This window comes from Micromonospora sp. S-DT3-3-22 (genome assembly GCF_015354745.1).
GTDB lineage: Bacteria > Actinomycetota > Actinomycetes > Mycobacteriales > Micromonosporaceae > Micromonospora > Micromonospora wenchangensis.
Genome location: NZ_JACGMO010000029.1, coordinates 18551 through 34147 on the forward strand (window position 1 = coordinate 18551; position 15597 = coordinate 34147).

10 protein-coding genes and 1 pseudogene are annotated in these 15597 nt (G+C 67.6%); 4 read left to right on the forward strand and 7 right to left on the reverse strand.

Annotated features, from left to right (window positions below; translation table 11 throughout):
- Positions 1–158: 158 nt before the first annotated feature.
- Entirely contained in the window at positions 159–1454 is a 1296-nt protein-coding gene (locus tag H1A17_RS11355) for an IS110 family transposase (protein WP_228543334.1), read from the forward strand.
- 257 nt (positions 1455–1711) lie between these two features.
- On the opposite strand, the pseudogene H1A17_RS11360 reads toward H1A17_RS11355, so the two are convergent.
- A pseudogene (locus tag H1A17_RS11360) lies at positions 1712–2473 on the reverse strand (ATP-binding protein); the annotation flags it as partial.
- On the opposite strand from H1A17_RS11360, the gene H1A17_RS11365 reads away from it, so the two are divergent.
- Positions 2433–2945 (forward strand): transposase, encoded by a 513-nt coding sequence (locus tag H1A17_RS11365; RefSeq protein ID WP_309236754.1) that lies wholly within the window; start codon positions 2433–2435, stop codon positions 2943–2945. The pseudogene H1A17_RS11360 and the gene H1A17_RS11365 overlap by 41 nt on opposite strands.
- A gap of 237 nt (positions 2946–3182) precedes the next feature.
- Here the strand turns inward: H1A17_RS11365 and H1A17_RS11370 are convergent, their stop codons facing one another.
- From H1A17_RS11370 to H1A17_RS11385, 4 genes are all read right to left on the reverse strand, one after another.
- Positions 3183–4076: a hypothetical protein gene (locus tag H1A17_RS11370; RefSeq protein WP_194821815.1), complete on the reverse strand. Its 894-nt coding sequence runs from the start codon at positions 4074–4076 to the stop codon at positions 3183–3185.
- Between the two features lie 72 nt (positions 4077–4148).
- Positions 4149–4820 (reverse strand): hypothetical protein, encoded by a 672-nt coding sequence (locus tag H1A17_RS11375; RefSeq protein ID WP_194821816.1) that lies wholly within the window; start codon positions 4818–4820, stop codon positions 4149–4151.
- Positions 4817–5632: a TIGR04255 family protein gene (locus tag H1A17_RS11380; protein ID WP_228543344.1), complete on the reverse strand. Its 816-nt coding sequence runs from the start codon at positions 5630–5632 to the stop codon at positions 4817–4819. Before H1A17_RS11380 ends, H1A17_RS11375 begins: the two co-directional genes overlap by 4 nt.
- Positions 5633–5671: 39 nt before the next feature.
- Positions 5672–6160, reverse strand: a complete 489-nt coding sequence (locus tag H1A17_RS11385) for a hypothetical protein (RefSeq protein ID WP_194821818.1) — start codon at positions 6158–6160, stop codon at positions 5672–5674.
- A gap of 523 nt (positions 6161–6683) precedes the next feature.
- Between H1A17_RS11385 and H1A17_RS11390 the strand changes: the two genes are divergently transcribed.
- Both H1A17_RS11390 and H1A17_RS11395 read left to right on the forward strand, forming a co-directional pair.
- Complete coding sequence (locus tag H1A17_RS11390; protein ID WP_194821819.1) at positions 6684–8216, forward strand: hypothetical protein; 1533 nt, start codon at positions 6684–6686, stop codon at positions 8214–8216.
- A 140-nt stretch (positions 8217–8356) separates the two neighbouring features.
- Positions 8357–9286: a hypothetical protein gene (locus tag H1A17_RS11395; protein WP_194821820.1), complete on the forward strand. Its 930-nt coding sequence runs from the start codon at positions 8357–8359 to the stop codon at positions 9284–9286.
- A 173-nt stretch (positions 9287–9459) separates the two neighbouring features.
- Here the strand turns inward: H1A17_RS11395 and H1A17_RS11400 are convergent, their stop codons facing one another.
- Both H1A17_RS11400 and H1A17_RS11405 read right to left on the reverse strand, forming a co-directional pair.
- Positions 9460–14811, reverse strand: a complete 5352-nt coding sequence (locus H1A17_RS11400) for an ATP-binding protein (protein WP_194821821.1) — start codon at positions 14809–14811, stop codon at positions 9460–9462.
- 24 nt (positions 14812–14835) lie between these two features.
- On the reverse strand, positions 14836–15498 hold the full coding sequence (locus H1A17_RS11405; protein WP_194821822.1) for a hypothetical protein: 663 nt from the start codon (positions 15496–15498) through the stop codon (positions 14836–14838).
- Positions 15499–15597: the final 99 nt, after the last annotated feature.

A 15597-nucleotide genomic window follows, 5' to 3' on the forward strand; every position in this document is an offset into this window, starting at 1 on the left:
GCGGGCGGGCCGGGTTGAACGGGCGCGGTCCTGGCGGCCGTAGACCCTGATGCCCAGGAGCGGTGGGTATGGCTGCGTGTGTTTCGTCGAGATCGCTTGGCTCACGGTAGGAGATGCCACCCGCCGCTTCGTCGTCTGCGAGATTCGGTGGACCGCTGATGGAGATCCGCGACCCGCGTTCGCCTCGTGAGAAGGTGCCGGCAAACCCGAACCCACAGACGACGGGCCGACCGAGAAGACCCGACCAAGTGAAGGAGCACGAGGTGGCGAAGCTGTGGATCGGCGTGGACATCGGCAAGACCCACCACCATGTGGCCGCCGTCGACGGCGACGGCCGGCTGGTCTACTCCCGCCGGGTCGCCAACGACGAGACCTCACTGCTCACGGTCATGGCCGAGGTGTCGACGTATGGCCGGCCGGTGTGCTGGGCCGTGGATGTCACCACCGGCCTGTCGGCGCTGCTGCTGACCCTGCTGTGGCGGCGTCAGGTCCAGGTCCGCTACGTCTCCGGCACGGTCTCCTTCCACATGGCTGCCGCGTTCGCCGGGGAGAACAAGACCGACGCACGCGACGCGGTGGTCATCGCCCAGACCATCCGCATGCGCCCCGACATTCCGATCCTGGAACCCTCCGACCGGCTCCTCGCCGAACTCACTGTCCTGACCAGCTACCGCGCCGACCTTGTCGGGCAGCGCGTCGCCACCCTGTTTCGGTTGCAGGAACTGCTCACCGGGATCAGCCCCGCCCTCGAACGGGCCGTGGACCTGAACCGGAAGGCACCGATGATGGTCCTGGCCTGTTGGCAGACACCGGCCGCGATCCGGCACGCCGGCGTCGACCGGATCACCGCTCTGCTCCGACGCGGCCACGTCAAGAACGCCGCCCAGGTCGCCGAGGCGATGGTCGCCGCTGCGCGGCAGCAGACCGTCACCCTCCCCGGCCGACGATCCGCCGCCGTAGTCGTCGGGCAAATGGCCACCGAGATCCTCGCCATCGAACAACGTATCGCCGCCGTTGACGACCTCATAGCCGAGCAACTCGACCAGCACCCCCTCGCGCCGATCATCGGGAGTATGCCCGGCATGGGCCCCCTGCTCACCGCCGAACTGCTCGTCCACACCGCCGGCATGACCGAGTACGACAGCCCCACCAAACTCGCCGCTCATGCCGGCCTGGCGCCGGTTTCCCGCGACTCCGGAACGATTTCCGGGAACCATCGGCCTGCCCGCCGATACCACCGGAGACTGCGACACATTCTATGGATGGCCGCGTTCACCGCCGCCAGAGAATGCCCCACCTCCCGCGCCTACTACGAGAAGAAACGCGCCGAAGGAAAGAACCACCGCCAAGCCATACTCGCCCTCGCCCGCCGACGCGTCGATGTCCTCTGGGCACTTATCCGCGACCGCAAGACCTTCAGTCGACCGGCAGTAACCGCCCCCGCCGCAGCCTGAAGCGGCTCGCTCTCCGCCGACACGAGCCCCTCGCGCCGGTCGCCGCACACCGCCTACCAAGATCACCCGGAGTCACATGGAGACTCCTAAGACTGGCCTCCGCCGGTGTCCACAGGCCGGTGACCTGCGCATTTCCTATTCTTCCCGTTACGTGCCGGTCGCTTCGCGGGCTCGTTGCGATCGCTTGCCGAAGATCGGCTGACTGCGCTTCGGTCCTCGGTGGCCATGAGCGGCTGAGGAGCGGCCTGCGAGCGAGGTCAGCCTGCTGTCGAGGCGGAAACCTGCCATAGGGCGCTGACCGGCATGGCGCGGAGTCTCTCGCCGAACGGCAGCGTGGACGATCCGGTATAGAGGACGATGCCGGCGAGGAAGTCGTCGCCGAGGCGGTCGGCGAGTCGGCGTAGCCCGCGGAAGTCCTCGGGCCCAATGGTGGTGGCTGCTTTGACTTCGATCCCGACCACTTGACCTGCTCGGTTCTCGAGCACCGCGTCGACTTCGTACCTGCTCTGGTCGCGGTAGTGGGACAGGTCGACGGGCTGCTCGGACCAGGTGAGCTGGCGGGACAGCTCGGACAGGACGAATGACTCGAGCAGCGGGCCGAACGGTGCGCCCGGCCGGAGCAGTGCCCGGGCGTCGGTCGCGGTCTCGTTGGCGGCGATGCCCGAGTCGACGAAGATCAGCTTTGGCGCGGCGGTGGCGCGGGTGCCGATGTTGCGGGACCAGCCGGGAATCCGTTTGATCAGGAAGATCTCTTCCAGGGCCTGGAGGTAGCGGGCGATCGTCGGCCGGCTCAGTCCGAGGGTGGATTCGAGGGAGTTGGCGGCGATGATGGTCGCGGACCTGGCCGCGAGCAGGCGTACCAGTTTGCGTAGCTCGCCCTTGTGCTGGATGTCGGACAGCTGCCGGACGTCGCGGTCGATGAGCGCCTGGACGTAGGCGTCGAAGAATCGTTGGCGGCGGCGTGGGTCGGTGCGGGTGGTGGCCTCGGGTAGGCCGCCGCGCACGATCCTGGCCGTCTGCCGCGCCGAGGCGATCCGGCTGGCGCGTCGCATCCGCGCTCTTGACGCAGAACTCGCTGCCAACCACACCGCGCTGCACGAAGCTGTCACCGCGCAAGCGCCACAACTACTCGCCCTGCCAGGTGTCGGCGCCGTCGTCGCCGCCACCGTTCTGCTGGCCTGGTCCCACCCCGGCCGCGTTCGCTCCGAAGCCGCGTTCGCTGCCCTGGCCGGCGCGTCACCGCTACCGGCTTCATCAGGCAATACCACCCGCTACCGGCTCAACCGCGGCGGCGACCGACGCCTCAACCGAGCGCTCTACACCGTCGCGCTGGTCCGCATGGGCCACGACCCTCGCACCCGCGACTACGTGACCCGCCGCACCCGCCGAGGACGCACCAAACGCGAGATCATGCGCAGCCTCAAGCGCTACATCAGCCGGCAACTCTTCCGCACCCTGAACGGCGCCCACCCAGCTACCAGCACCACTTGACAGCTATAGAAGCATCTCACTGCAGGCGGCCGGCGCCCACAGAAAGGTCGTCGAGCAGCACGCTGCCGAGGTGCGGGTCAGAATGGAACTTCAGGGCAGCCGGTGCGACGCCAGCAACCCGGAAAAGCAGGGGCAGCCCCGCGAGATTGCGGAGTCGGCGGAGGAATAATGCCCGTGGAGGCAATCAAGTGCTGCAGCCTGCCGGCAGCGGCAATTCACGACACCATCCCGTGATACTTATAGCCGATCGACGTCTCTTTCATCGCTCGCCGCGTCCGGCGTGACGCCCTTGCGCTGATCCGGCACCTCGACTGAAGCGCTGGCGTCAGTATCAGCTACCGGTGACGGGACACCGACCTGCGTCGACCGCTTCGCCTGCTCTTCCTTAAGGAGTGAGAGCACGGCCCGCTTCACTTGCGGGCGTCGGGCAGCAGACTGAATGTCGTCGCTGAGCTTGTACTTCTTAACTTTCTTCGCCTCAGGACCGGGCACCGTTCGGTCCAAGTGAAGCATTTCGTAGAAGGCCTGGGCCTCTGACGCAAGGGCTGCGTCAAGCCACCCTTCCTCCTTCTGTGCAACATCAATCAGCGCGTCATTCCACTCCTCGGCAAGTTCGGTCTCAAGGATCACCCCTGCGCACGCCTCCATAAGTGCGTCAATCTCAACCACCGCCCGGGTGTCGAAGAAAATCCGCCGTTGTTGCATTACCGCAATTCCGTACTCGGTCAGCGAGGCAGTCCGTCGTGAGATCTCGAGTTCAGCCGAGTCCACACGGCCGATGCGCTCAAATACGACGGCATACATCTCACTCTTTGAGCTCTGAATGAGATGGGGCAGAGGCATAATACTGATGTGATTCGAGCGCCAGGCACCGAAGGAAATCTCCTTGTTCCAAGGAACAACCCTTGCGACGGGGATGCGCTGGCGGAGAACAGGGCCCTCGCGCATGGAGCAAGGATGCGCGAGGATCATCGCCAGACCTTCGCCAGACGGATCCTCCTCGTCGGACACACCGGGTATCGCCACATCGCAGTAGACGTCTCCGGTCATAGGGGGGCGAAGCGGGTTCACCTCGTCCTGCCGCGCCAGGTACAGCTCTTCTTCCCGTCGCGGCGCCTCTAGATCCGGCACGCTGCCTACCCCCGCTCTCGCGCGAGCCTATGACTTGATGACACCACTCAGGACACAGAGAGTACACGACCGTCAATCAACTTGTCTGCGGCTGACCGCCGGGCCACCGTCCTCTGCACGGGAGACGATGTACTCCCTGACGGGATACCGCCTACGCCAGTCCGGCTCGACTCGATCAAGGAGCTCATAGGGAGAATGATGCAGTCCGGCGAACTCCAAGAGCCCGACTTGTGCATACGTTCCAAGAACATAGAGCTTGCGTGGACTAACGTACCTGTCTGGAAGAAGCGGCGTGTCAAGCCATACGGCAGGCTCTGGTATGGCGCAGTTTTCGGCAAGAATCTCCGAGAAGGCGCACAGTCGAGCCAAATTGACACGGTTTTCGCCGGCCAACCCTCCTCCCCTGCGCCATTTCCGAAGGGCGGGGATGCTGACGCCGAGTAAATCAGCAACGCTGGACCAAGAAAAGCCCCATCTCGCGGACAGTTCCACGAGCAGCACCCCCGCGGGAGATTTACTCTTGTCCGACATCCTTTCCGCTAGTGCCATATCTAGGGCACGCCTATGAGCCTCCGCCGCGTCACGGTCGAGGTGCCGCACGCCTTCCCTAAGCCATCCGAAAGTCTCAGCTAGATCTTGGTAAGCAGTCTGAGTGTCATCGAAGGCAACTTCCCAAGTAAGGTTCTCGTCCCCTGTGGCATGAGCGTCGGCCTCGAACGGACTACCCTGCACCTGCTCACTCATCGAGCCACTCCCTCTTCTCCTTGAATCGCAGAGCCACCACTCGCAATTTGCTCGAGTAGCTGCTCTTGCACAGACGAAGCAAAAAGTTGCTTGATGGCGGAATGCAAGCGGTCAGTTGCGCTCAACACTTTCTCGATATCGTCAAACTTGGTGGCGCTATCAGGCACCCAAGCGCCATCGAGGTCAAGCATGAATACGGGTGCAGAACCATTAGGCCGGCGAATGCGAAGACCGGTGCTCATGCTCTGGCGCAGCGCAGGTCGGCGGAGAGCGCCCCATCTCAATGACAAGAAGCAGTCATGGTCGAGTTGGAAACGAAGCGTGCCGGTATAGTTCAAAACCGTGTAGTCTGTTGCGAGATTGAGTGGGCTTACGAGCTCGGGCCTGATCCACTCCGCCCAGTCAGAAGCGCCCTCGACTGTTCCGGTCCGAAGTTCGTCCAAGTACCGGATACCGACTCGATCAATCGATATGATCGCCTCGGTGCGGTATAGCGCATGCAGAAAATCGCCGATTAGGGCGCGAAAGTCCTCATAGCTGGCGTATTGGGTCACCTCGAGCGCCACTACGTTGTCTCGCACCGTGCAGACCTCGGTCCGTTCGGGGTTAGCCATCGTCATCAACGCAGGCTCGGTTAAGCCACGATGCGCTCCGAAGCCTAGCGAGGTCCGACCAAGTGCCCCCTCCTTATCACGTGAGATGTCGGGGAGACGATGTGACATCGCTTCAGCCAAAGAGGTAAGCACGCTTCTCAGCCGGGGTGTAGACGGGTAACGGACCTCGAAGGCTGTCAGGACCAACGGGTACGGCATGTTGAAATCACCCACCTGAACCTCCTCCGAGCAGGGCACCTAAGTCCCGCCGGCAGGTCGTGTGAAACCTGGACTGTAACCGAAGGGTAGACCAGAACAGTCACCCGGCATAGGTCCTCGCCGAAGTTTGAGCGGGTTGCGTCGGTCTAGCGCCGGACGGCCGTAGTTGGCCGGAGTGTCGCAGCTGCTTGCGCCTCTGCGTCTCGCGTTCGCGTGATCTTCGAAGCTACTGCCCGTGTCAACGCGGTAGCGAGACTGAGCACTCGGGCCTGTGGCGGTCTGGTGGTTAGCGATGAGACGTGCGACGAGTTCGGCGGCTGCGTCGGTGGGGCGGGCGATGACGCTGCCGTAGTCGATGGCTTCGTCCGGAGAAACGTAGATGTGGTCTGCCTGCGCGATCCCGAAGGTGGCGGTGTCGCTCGGTACGTTGACCTTGCCGTAGGAGATCATGGTGGCGGGGCCGAGCCCGATGGCCGGTACGACGGGGGCGCTGTGAGGTAGTTCCAGCGCCGTCAGCGCGTTGAGCATGGCAGCGAGATGCTGATCAGGTCGTCCCGGTCGAGCACCGCTCCCATCTGGCCTCGGGGCAGCGGGGCCCACGCCGACCGCTGACCCGATCGGGTAATCACAAGTCCCTTCTCGTTTTCCCGGCCGCTGCTCGTCGCCCGAGCGGCGGTGGAGCCGGCGTGTGCGTGCAGGGCTTACAGCCGGGTGAGCATGTCGTGCTGTCGGCCATGGTCGGGCAGCAGGTCGGCGAGGGTGCCCAGCTCGCTCGCTTACAGTCGCGCATCGTCGGCCGTGAAGGCCAGGTGTACTTCGACGGCTGGGGCGCTAGCCTGCGGTCCTGCGTGCGGCGGTCGAGGTCGCTGCGCCAGGAGATGGCGACCGGTGGGGCTGTGCTCTGCCAGCGCAGCCGTGATGGGCTGGCTGACGCGGCAGTGTGGGCTGTCGGACTGGCACAGCCTGGGCGGGCGCCTCGGTGGACGCCGCCGCCGTACCCGGGAACGGCGCGGGGCTCCATCAAGTACGCCGTGGCCTCTACTGTCGGGTGGTGCAGCGATGGGATTCGCTCAATGAGCGGCAGCTCGACCTGCTTCGCCGGATCCACGGCGGCAATGACCTCAGCGGCCCGGACGGCGTCGAGTACCGCCGGTCGGCGCGTGCGCTCCAGGACCGGAACCTGGTGACGGTGACACGCAAGGCAGGGGTGTGGAGGGCGTGCTCGACCGATGCCGGCCGCTTCTACCTTGAGCATGGCCACCATCCCGATCATCCCGACCACCGTGCTTCCCTCCCGCGGTCCGAGACGCCGGCACCCGGCGGCATCGCCGGCGACGCTTCGTCGGCGGACCTGCTGCGATCGGCTCGCGAACTGCTCGACCGCCTACAGCACGAGGGCGGCATGGTCCGTATCGAGAGTCCCGACAGTGGAACGCGGGCCCGGTACCGCCGGATCATTCACGCGTTCAAGCAGCAGGGACTTGTGCCATCAGGTCACCATCTGCGCCACACTGGCCGCGACGCCGGTGACATCGTCATCCGCCTGTACACCGACGCCGGCCCGGACGAGACCGACTGGAACCGGATCCGGCTCAACACCCGACGTGTCACCACCGACCCGCAGCTGGCGTTCAGCGCTCTCGAGGCCGATCCGGCCAACCTCGCCGTCAGCCCGGGCTTGCTGCCCCGGGCGTTGCTGCTGATCCGGCAGCTCGCCGGCGAGGCGGCCCGGCGTGGGCACCGGCTCGGGGTCAACACCAAGGCGAAACACCCGCGGGCGTTCCTCCAGGCCGGGCAGGTCCGACGCACGGTCACCCTGACCGAGGAACGCGACCAGGTCCCGCACGAACCCACCGCCGAGGAGCTGAAGGTGCTGCGCCTGCGGCCGTGGATGAAACCCGCGGAGGTCGACGTCGTCGACTCCGGCAGGCTCCGCTTGGAGATCGCCCGGGCCGGGCACGACAACCGGGACACCTGGACCGATACCGCACGCGTACGTCTGGAACAGCGCGTCGCGCAGATCATCCAAGGGTTCGAGGCTGGCGTCACCGCCGACGAACAGCAACGGCGGGCCGCCGAAGCCGCGCGGGAGAAGGCCGCGGCCGAGCACCGGCGGCGGCAGGAGGAAGCCGCGGCCGAACGCAGACGGCAGGAGGAGGCCACCCTCGCGCAATGGCACGCCGCGATGGCCGACGCCTGCGTCCGGGCCGCGGACACCATCCGCGCGGAAACCTTCCGCAACGCCTACCAGGCGTGGACCACCGCAGCTGATATCCGCGCGTTCTGCACCGCCCTCGAACACGCGGCCGAGGGGCGGACCGGCGCCGGCGGGTACCTCGCCAGCTGGGTCGCCTGGGGCAGGGCCACCGCCGACCGGATCGACCCCATCCACAATCCCCGCGTGCTGGCTGACATCAACTACAACCCCGAACCCGGACCCGACGACCTGCGCCCGTTCCTCGGTGACTGGAGCCCCCACGGACCACGCAAGGAGCACCGCCCTAATCACGACCGGCAGGCCCACGCCGGCATCCGCCGACAGGCCGAATCCTGGCTCCACGGGCTGCTCGACCGCGGCGCCTGAAGTGCGCCGACACCTCAACCGCCACCACACTCCGGCCGGATGCGCACGAGCCTGCGCCGGAACCTGCCCTCATCGCGGCGCGAACCGCCAGCACGACCCGGTACCACGCAACAAGCGACGCTCACCCGAAGGACGGCTGGATGAGAATCGACCCCTCCCGCTTCACCGTCGGCGACGAATGGGCGTACCGGCAGTCGGACCACGCACCGTCCGAACGCGTCCGCATCCTGGCCGTCGAGCCGAAGAAGACCAGCGCCCGCCTCGAGATCAGATTCCTCGACGACCCCGACGAACGGGTGGAGAAGGTCCCCGGATCGCGGCTGAGGGTGCCGTGGAACGAGGTCGGGACCTTCGACGCGCTGATGGCGAACTGGCAACGCATCGACGACCTAAGCCTCGACCGCACAGAGGAAGCCTGCGTCGAGGAGATCTTTGGCCTACTGATCAGCGAAGACGTAGCCGAACTGCTCTGGTCCCCGGTGTCATGCGCCACCGACATCCACGACAGGGCCCGGCTGAGCGAGATCATCGACGGCCCGGTCGACGACATCCTCGCCTCGGCTGAATGGTTCGACCACGACGGCCGGACCATCCTGTCACCGGCCGGCACCCTCCACCTGGTCGAGGCCGCGTGCCATGCCCATCCGACCCAGGTCCTCGACCTCGTCATCGAGCAGGAAGCCCAGTCCCGCCGCAAATGCAAGTTCGGCGATGAGCACCGCGTCGGCCGCGACAGCCGGTCGACGACACCGGAATGGGAGTACGACTGGTACCGCCGCCACGACCGGCCCCGCCACGAACTACTACGCCAGTGGTGCGGCCACCGGGCAGTCACCCATTACGAACGGTTCCTCGCCGCCGAAGCCGAAACCCACCGCCTCGACATCCTGGTGACCGACCTCCTGAAGGCCCTGGACAACCTCGGCGAACACGAACAGGCCGCCCGCTTCGCCGAGGAACACGAACGCGACCGCATCACACCCCACACGATGCGCCCCGTCGTCGAACGCCCCCTACACCCCTCCGAGATACCCGTTCGCGAGATCAAGGTCAGACGCCGCTGGTGGTAAACACCCCCGCGCGGCATGGACCGCGATGTTGTCCCCGCGTTGAGCGGGCAGCGACGGTGGCCGCCCTCCGATCTGGATAAGCGGGCGTTGGCGTGGCCCGCAAGCCGACCTACGAACCCTGTAACGTCTATTTCGCCACTCCAGCTTGGTGACCACCGCTGCCGTGCCGGCGGTCACAACCAGCGGTACTCCAGACGCAGGCCCTGGCCGACGAAGCGATACCGGCCGCGGCTCGCCGGGTCGAACGGGTTCGGGAGCATACGGATTTGGCGGTTCTCATTCATGACGTTGGTGATCACTAGGAGCCGCCACCGCCGGTTCCGGGCGTTCTCCTGCGCCGCGATGACCTGAGTCTCGCCCAGCTCGAGTCGACCGCCCTCGGCGAGGGTGGTCTTGACCTCGTAGTACCAGGTGCCGCGCCGGCCGGGGACTTCAAAGTCCCAGCCCAGGCTGTCGTCACCGGTGCCGGGGTAGACCCGCTCACGGTATCCCGTCACCCAGCATTCCGGGCTGAAGTCGGCACCGTATTGCCGCTCCAGCCATCGATAAGCGAACCACTCGCCAGCGAAACCCACCCCCAGCTTTTGCAGGCTTGACAGCTCGGACGCGAACCCACCGCCGCCGAACCCACCGCCGCCGAAGCCGCCACCCGCGATCCGGCCGCCGGGGCCGGACCGGGCGTCGGTTTCCTTGAGGCCGGTGAACCTGCGTGGAGTGGCCAGGAACGCGGGTGTTCGGTCCAGCGAATTGTCGAGAGCCGCGCGCAGCGAGGTGAAGCCGTCGTCCAGGTCGAATGGTTTGTCGTCGATGTTCACGGTCCGCCGCTGCCGTTCCCGTTCGGCGCGTTGCTGCCGCTCCTCGGCTTTCTGGCGGTCGAGATCGTCGGGGGTGAGACCAAGCGCGTCAAGGTCATCGGTCGCGGGCATATCCGTCGGCCAGACGCCGAGCGTTTGCAGCCAGCGGAGCACGTCCGGAAGCGTCAGCATGGCGAAGTCGAGCGCGCCGGCCGAGTCGAGCGTTGCGCGCAGCGCCGGGCCTGCCGACGCCTCGTCCGTCCACGGCGCGGGGACCGGGCGGCTGTGCCGTTCGAGCCAGGCGCGCACGAGCTTGGCCAGCCTGCCGGCGGCGGTGTCGACCAGCTCGGCGTTGGCCTTGGCGCAGTCGCTGCGGCGCGGCAGAGGGGGGCCGCTTTCCGGCGGCTGTTCGCCCAGCCGCGCCGTGAGTTCCTCCTCGACGCGCGCCGCCATGACATCGGTCGAAAGGACGTCGACGGTGGTGCCCCACTCCGGGTCCGGGGCGAGCAACTCAACCCGCCGGAGCTGGGGCCAGTCCGGCTGAGGGTCGCCGGCCGCGAAGCGGTCCCACCGGTGCCAGCGCAGCCGGTCAAGCAGGGAGTCGCGATGGTGGCGTACGTAGTCGGCGAAGTCCTCGGAGTGCTGCGCGCCGTAGTCGATGAGGGGATAGCGCCCGCCCATGCCGGACAGGGTGTCGTTGAGTTCGCGTACCGGTATCTTCAGCTGCTGCTGGAGCGCCGCGAGCGTCGGAGCGTCGAGCGCGGCGGCAAACAGCTCATCCGGCTCGTGGTCGAGTCGGTAGGCCAGCGCAGTAAGCAGGTCTCGGGCCTCCTGCTCGCTTTCCACCGCCGGTGAGTCGGGGTCGAACGGCGCAGCCGACTCGGCGTCCAGGTAATGCGCGACGACGGGATAGAGCCTATGTAGTAAGGGTCGCAGGGAAGACTGGATTCGCCGCGCCATCGTCCGGACGTCCTCGGCCGTGACGTCGCATATCTCGGCCACGTCGTCGTCGGCGAGCTGGGCGACGGGGACGCCGACCCGCCGGGTCCGCTCTGCGGCCCACCGGAAGGTGCGGGCGTAGTCCCGCCGGCCGATGAGGTATGCCAGCGGCTCCGCCATCGCCTCCAGCATGTCCCAGTCCAGCTCCGTCTTCGCGCCCTCGACGATCAGGGAAGGATGCGCGGCGTGCGGCATCGGCAGCACCCCGTGCAGCCGGTCCGGAAGCCGCCGGGTTTCCTCGCCGAGACGTACCTCGACCGTGCCAGCGAAGGCGACCCGCACCCGCCGCAACGCGTCGAGCGTGTCGTCGAACGCCCGCTGGCCGAGGCGGCTGAACTGGCTGCGTTGGTGTTCGAGCAGCGTCGCCACGAACAGCGGCAGCCACGGCAGGATGCCAACGATCGGTCGGGCGCTGGCGACGGCTGGCGGGCCGAACTCGTGTCCGTCCAGCAGCACGACCGGCGTGACGCCGCTGGCACGTGAAACCCGCTCGCCGAGGCGGCGGCGCAAGATGGCGGTGACCGTCTCGGGATGCGCGTCTACTTCGAGGACCCGCCACCCGAAGTCGGCCATCAGTCGGAGCAGGCTCTGCTCGTCGTCCCGCGACGCGACTACCACGTCGGGCGGCTCCTGGTCGCCACTGACCGCCTCGAGCGGCAGGGCTGTCGACGAGCCGCCGACGTCGACAACGAGGTAGCCCCGGGTGTCCGGCGGGAACGGCTCCACCTCGGTGCCACGGGCGGCGCAGGCCGCCCACGCCGCCCGGTACGTGTTGTGGAACTGTGCCGCGTGCATCTCGGTAACCGCGCCGGCGTGAAAGAGCGCGCCTAGATGGCCCACCAAACGCGGGGCATCGGCGTCCCGGCCCCACACGCCCAGACCCAGCTCGGTCAGCCGCCGCAGCGCCACCGGGTCGTCGTCGAGCAGATCCCGCATCGGCTTTGCGAGCAGCGTCGCGAACCGCGGCGGCACGTCGTCACTGCGAACCGGAAACGTCCAGCACTCGGCCGGCGTCGCGAAAGCCCCGCCGCTCTGGCCGGGTCGTTGCGTCGGTAACCAGGCCACCGTACGCAGGAACGCGCCGAGCGGCGTCCATCGCCGTTGCGGGTTCTTGTCGCCCGACCGGTCGCGTTCCCAGACGGTCGCCAAGGCGTCGGCCGGCCAGGCGCCCTTGAGTCCGCGCAGGATCTGCCGTGCCAGCTGCACTCGCACCCGGTCGGTCAACCGTTCCCAGTCGGCCTGTCCCGGCATCCACCAGAGCGGGCTTTTCACCACGTAGGGGGTGGACGGATACCACGCAGCGGACGTCGTCGGCAGGGCCTTCGCCCACTGGTCGCGGACCGAATCGGGCAGCCCGGGCACGGCCGAAAGCCGATCGCGGGTCAGATTGCTGCCGTAGATCCCGCGACCGTCGGATACAGACTTGAGCGGCACCACCTCGCCAACGCCGATGCGCCTCAGGAAGGCAACCCAGTCGGCAACATGGTCGCCGGCCCGCATGACCTGCGCCGGAGGTGCCAGCAACCGGCCTGCGAGCGAGTACAACTCGGCCGACCGGTCCTCTGGAGTGGCCGCGATCGCGGACAGCTCCTTGCCGGTGGTACCCGGCCAATCGGACGAGAACAGACAGCCCTCGGCGGCCATCCAAGCGCCGCTCGAGGTCGGCAGTCGCAGGCCCAAGGCGGCCAGGTCGGTCTTGATGCGGGCACCGCTGCGGCTCAGGTTGAAGACGAACGTCAGCGCGTCCCGGGCGACCCGCTGGGCGCGGCTGTCGGCGAGCACGGCACGGATGTGTTCGAGGATGCCCCGCGTCTCGAAGCCGCGCACAAGCCGATTCTCCTGCAGAAACTTGCGCGCCGGGGTCTGTTGCCGGTTGACGTGCCAGGTCAGATCGCCGTGCAGATAGAACAGCCGGTTGGACAGGCTTGCCGGCAGCGACAGGTCGGCGCCGGGGTCGACGTCGTCCTCGTCGGCGATCCGCTGGGTCGTCGGCGGGAAGAAAGGCGCGGCCTCCCGGCTCGCGGGCGTCTCGCCGGTCCGCCGGCCGGCGCACCGCGCGAGCTCGTCCGAGTCGGTCAGCAGAATGCGCCGCGCCCGCAACGCCTCGGGCGCCTTCTCGAAGAGGTGCGCGACGTCCGCGTAGGCCTGGCCCCAGTCGCTGATCGGGCGGCGGTCGCGCTGCATCACCGCCATCATCTGCTCGACCCAGCCGGCCAGACGCTCCGGCTCCGGCGTCACGTCAAGTCCGAGCCGCGACAGCAGGCTCCTCAGCCGCGCCTGCCGGCGCGTCGGCAATTCCCGCAGGAACTCGGCGCCGCTGGCTGCTGTCGCAAACGCTGCGGTCAGCATGCCTGTGGTGGGTACGGGCCAGCGCCATGCCGCAGCTGGTGTGAGCCAGCGGCCGGCCGCCTGCGCGGGCAACAGTGGGCGTTCGCCCAGCGGTCGGCCCTGCTCCTCCGCGCGAGAGGTGAGCAGCCCCAGACGGTCGTCGTCCCAGCACAAAAGATCGAGTACAGCGGTGGGAGCGGCGTTGTCCGGCCAGCCGGTGAGCGCCTCGGCCGCGTCGAGGCAGAGTCCCGCCACCGAGGTGAGCAGCAGCCGGTTCAGCGGGTTCGTCTCGTCGATGTCCGTGCGGGACAGGTCGGTGAAGAACGGCGCGTTGAGGTGCCCCGCGAACGGCGACGGCGCCTTACGGCCCATCGGCAGGAAGGTGTAACACCGGCCGACATGCGCGTCCGCAGCCCCGTACGGCACCGCGACCGAGACTTCGACCGCCGCCGTCGACTCGGCATACCTGGGGTCGAGCTGACGCCGGTCGATCGCCTCCTGCACCGCACGCCGGTAGGCGGCCGGATCGACCCGCCGAGACAGCACCAGATAAGCGCCGTCCTCGTCCAGCGTCACAAGGTCGCAGGCGAAGTCATCGACCGCCACCGGCGCGCTGCTGCGTAGCCGGGTCAGCACCCGCTCTTCGCTGGCGGAACCGTCCTCTCTCCGGACAGTGACCCGTTCCAGCCGCTTCAGGAACAGCATGAGCGGCACCTCTGACGCTTCGAGCTCGTCGAGGCGCTCGGCCACCGCATCGACGGCGCCCTCGTCGAGCGGCAGCCGCACCACGGTGGCATAGCCGTCGGCCCAGAGCGCCGCCACCCGAGCGGGCGTTCCCTCGGCCGGCAACGTGATGCTGTAGAGCGAAACCTCGTCGATGATCTGCCGAGTGAGCACCGGATCTGCGCCGACCAGCCCTGGCACGTCGTCCTCGGTAGCAAACCGGAAGCAAAACCCCGGATTTCCGCTGTCCAGCGTGCTGTAGACCTCCGGAGTCGCGCATATCTGAAGCACGCTCTTGAAGCCGACCCCCTTGTTGCCGATGCCCTCGCCGATCGGCTTGTCGCTCAGCCCGAGTGAGCGGATCCGCCGGGCGTTGCTGGCGGTGAACCCGCGCCCAGTGTTGGCGACGTAGAGAGTGCCGTGTGTGCCCTCGCCGCGCGCCAGCACCACCGCGATGCGCCCGCTACCGGCGTCCGGCGGCTGCGCGTCGTACCCGTTCTGGATCAGCTCGAACAGGAAGCGGCCGCCGTACTCCCGCATCGTCTGGCCGATCATGCTCTTCTGGCTGCGCGCGAAGTCCTGATCCTCCCGGGTCATCAGCTGGGCCCGGACGAGGCGCTCGGCCCCGTCACGCAGCTGCGCGTCGGCCTCGGCACGTGAAGCCGGCTCGGTACCATTCATCTGCTCGGTCTCCCCGGAGTGGAACTACCGCCCCTTGCGTTCCAGGCTGCCGCGGAGGTTCTTCGCGCCCACCTCCGAAACCCCGGCGTGCGCCAGGGCATACCCCACGGCAGTGTCGACGTCGATCAGCCCGCCGCGCAGCACGGCGTCCAATGCCTTACGGGCGTGCTCACGCTCGTGACTTCCGGTCCAGTTGTTGTGCCCGCCGAAGAACACGGCCCGGTCGAGGGCCTTCTGCGCCTCGGGATCCAGCGCCGGCACCTGCGGATACACCCCGGACAAGTCCACTGCCCGGGTCCCGGCAGCCCATCCGGCCAGCGGGGTCATCGCACTCTCCAAGACCACCAGCGCCGATCCGCGCGCCAGGTCAGTCGCCTGGCGCAACGACCGGGCGTCCGGGTCAACCGCCACTACAGCGCCACGAGGCCGGTTTCGGTCGAGCGGGTAGCTGAACCGGTAGCGGCTCGCCAGCCGGTGGACCGGGCCAGGGCCCCCGTGCGCCTTCGCCGCGTTGTAGAACACCACCGGGGTCACCCCGTCGGCGGCGGCCTGCTCCTCGATCCACTGCACCGCAATCTGCTCGAGTTCCTCCCACCGCTCCAGGTTCTCGTCGACGTCAGGGATCCACGCGGCGACCCGCAGCAGGCTCGGGTGCTGCCGCGAGGATCCGTCCGGCTGATTGGTCACTCCACGCCTCTTTCGTCAGTCACTTGCGGCCAGTGAACCAGCAGGGTCTGACATGGAGCCAGCGGCCAGACGGCTTGAGGTTCCCCGGTGCCGTCGAGG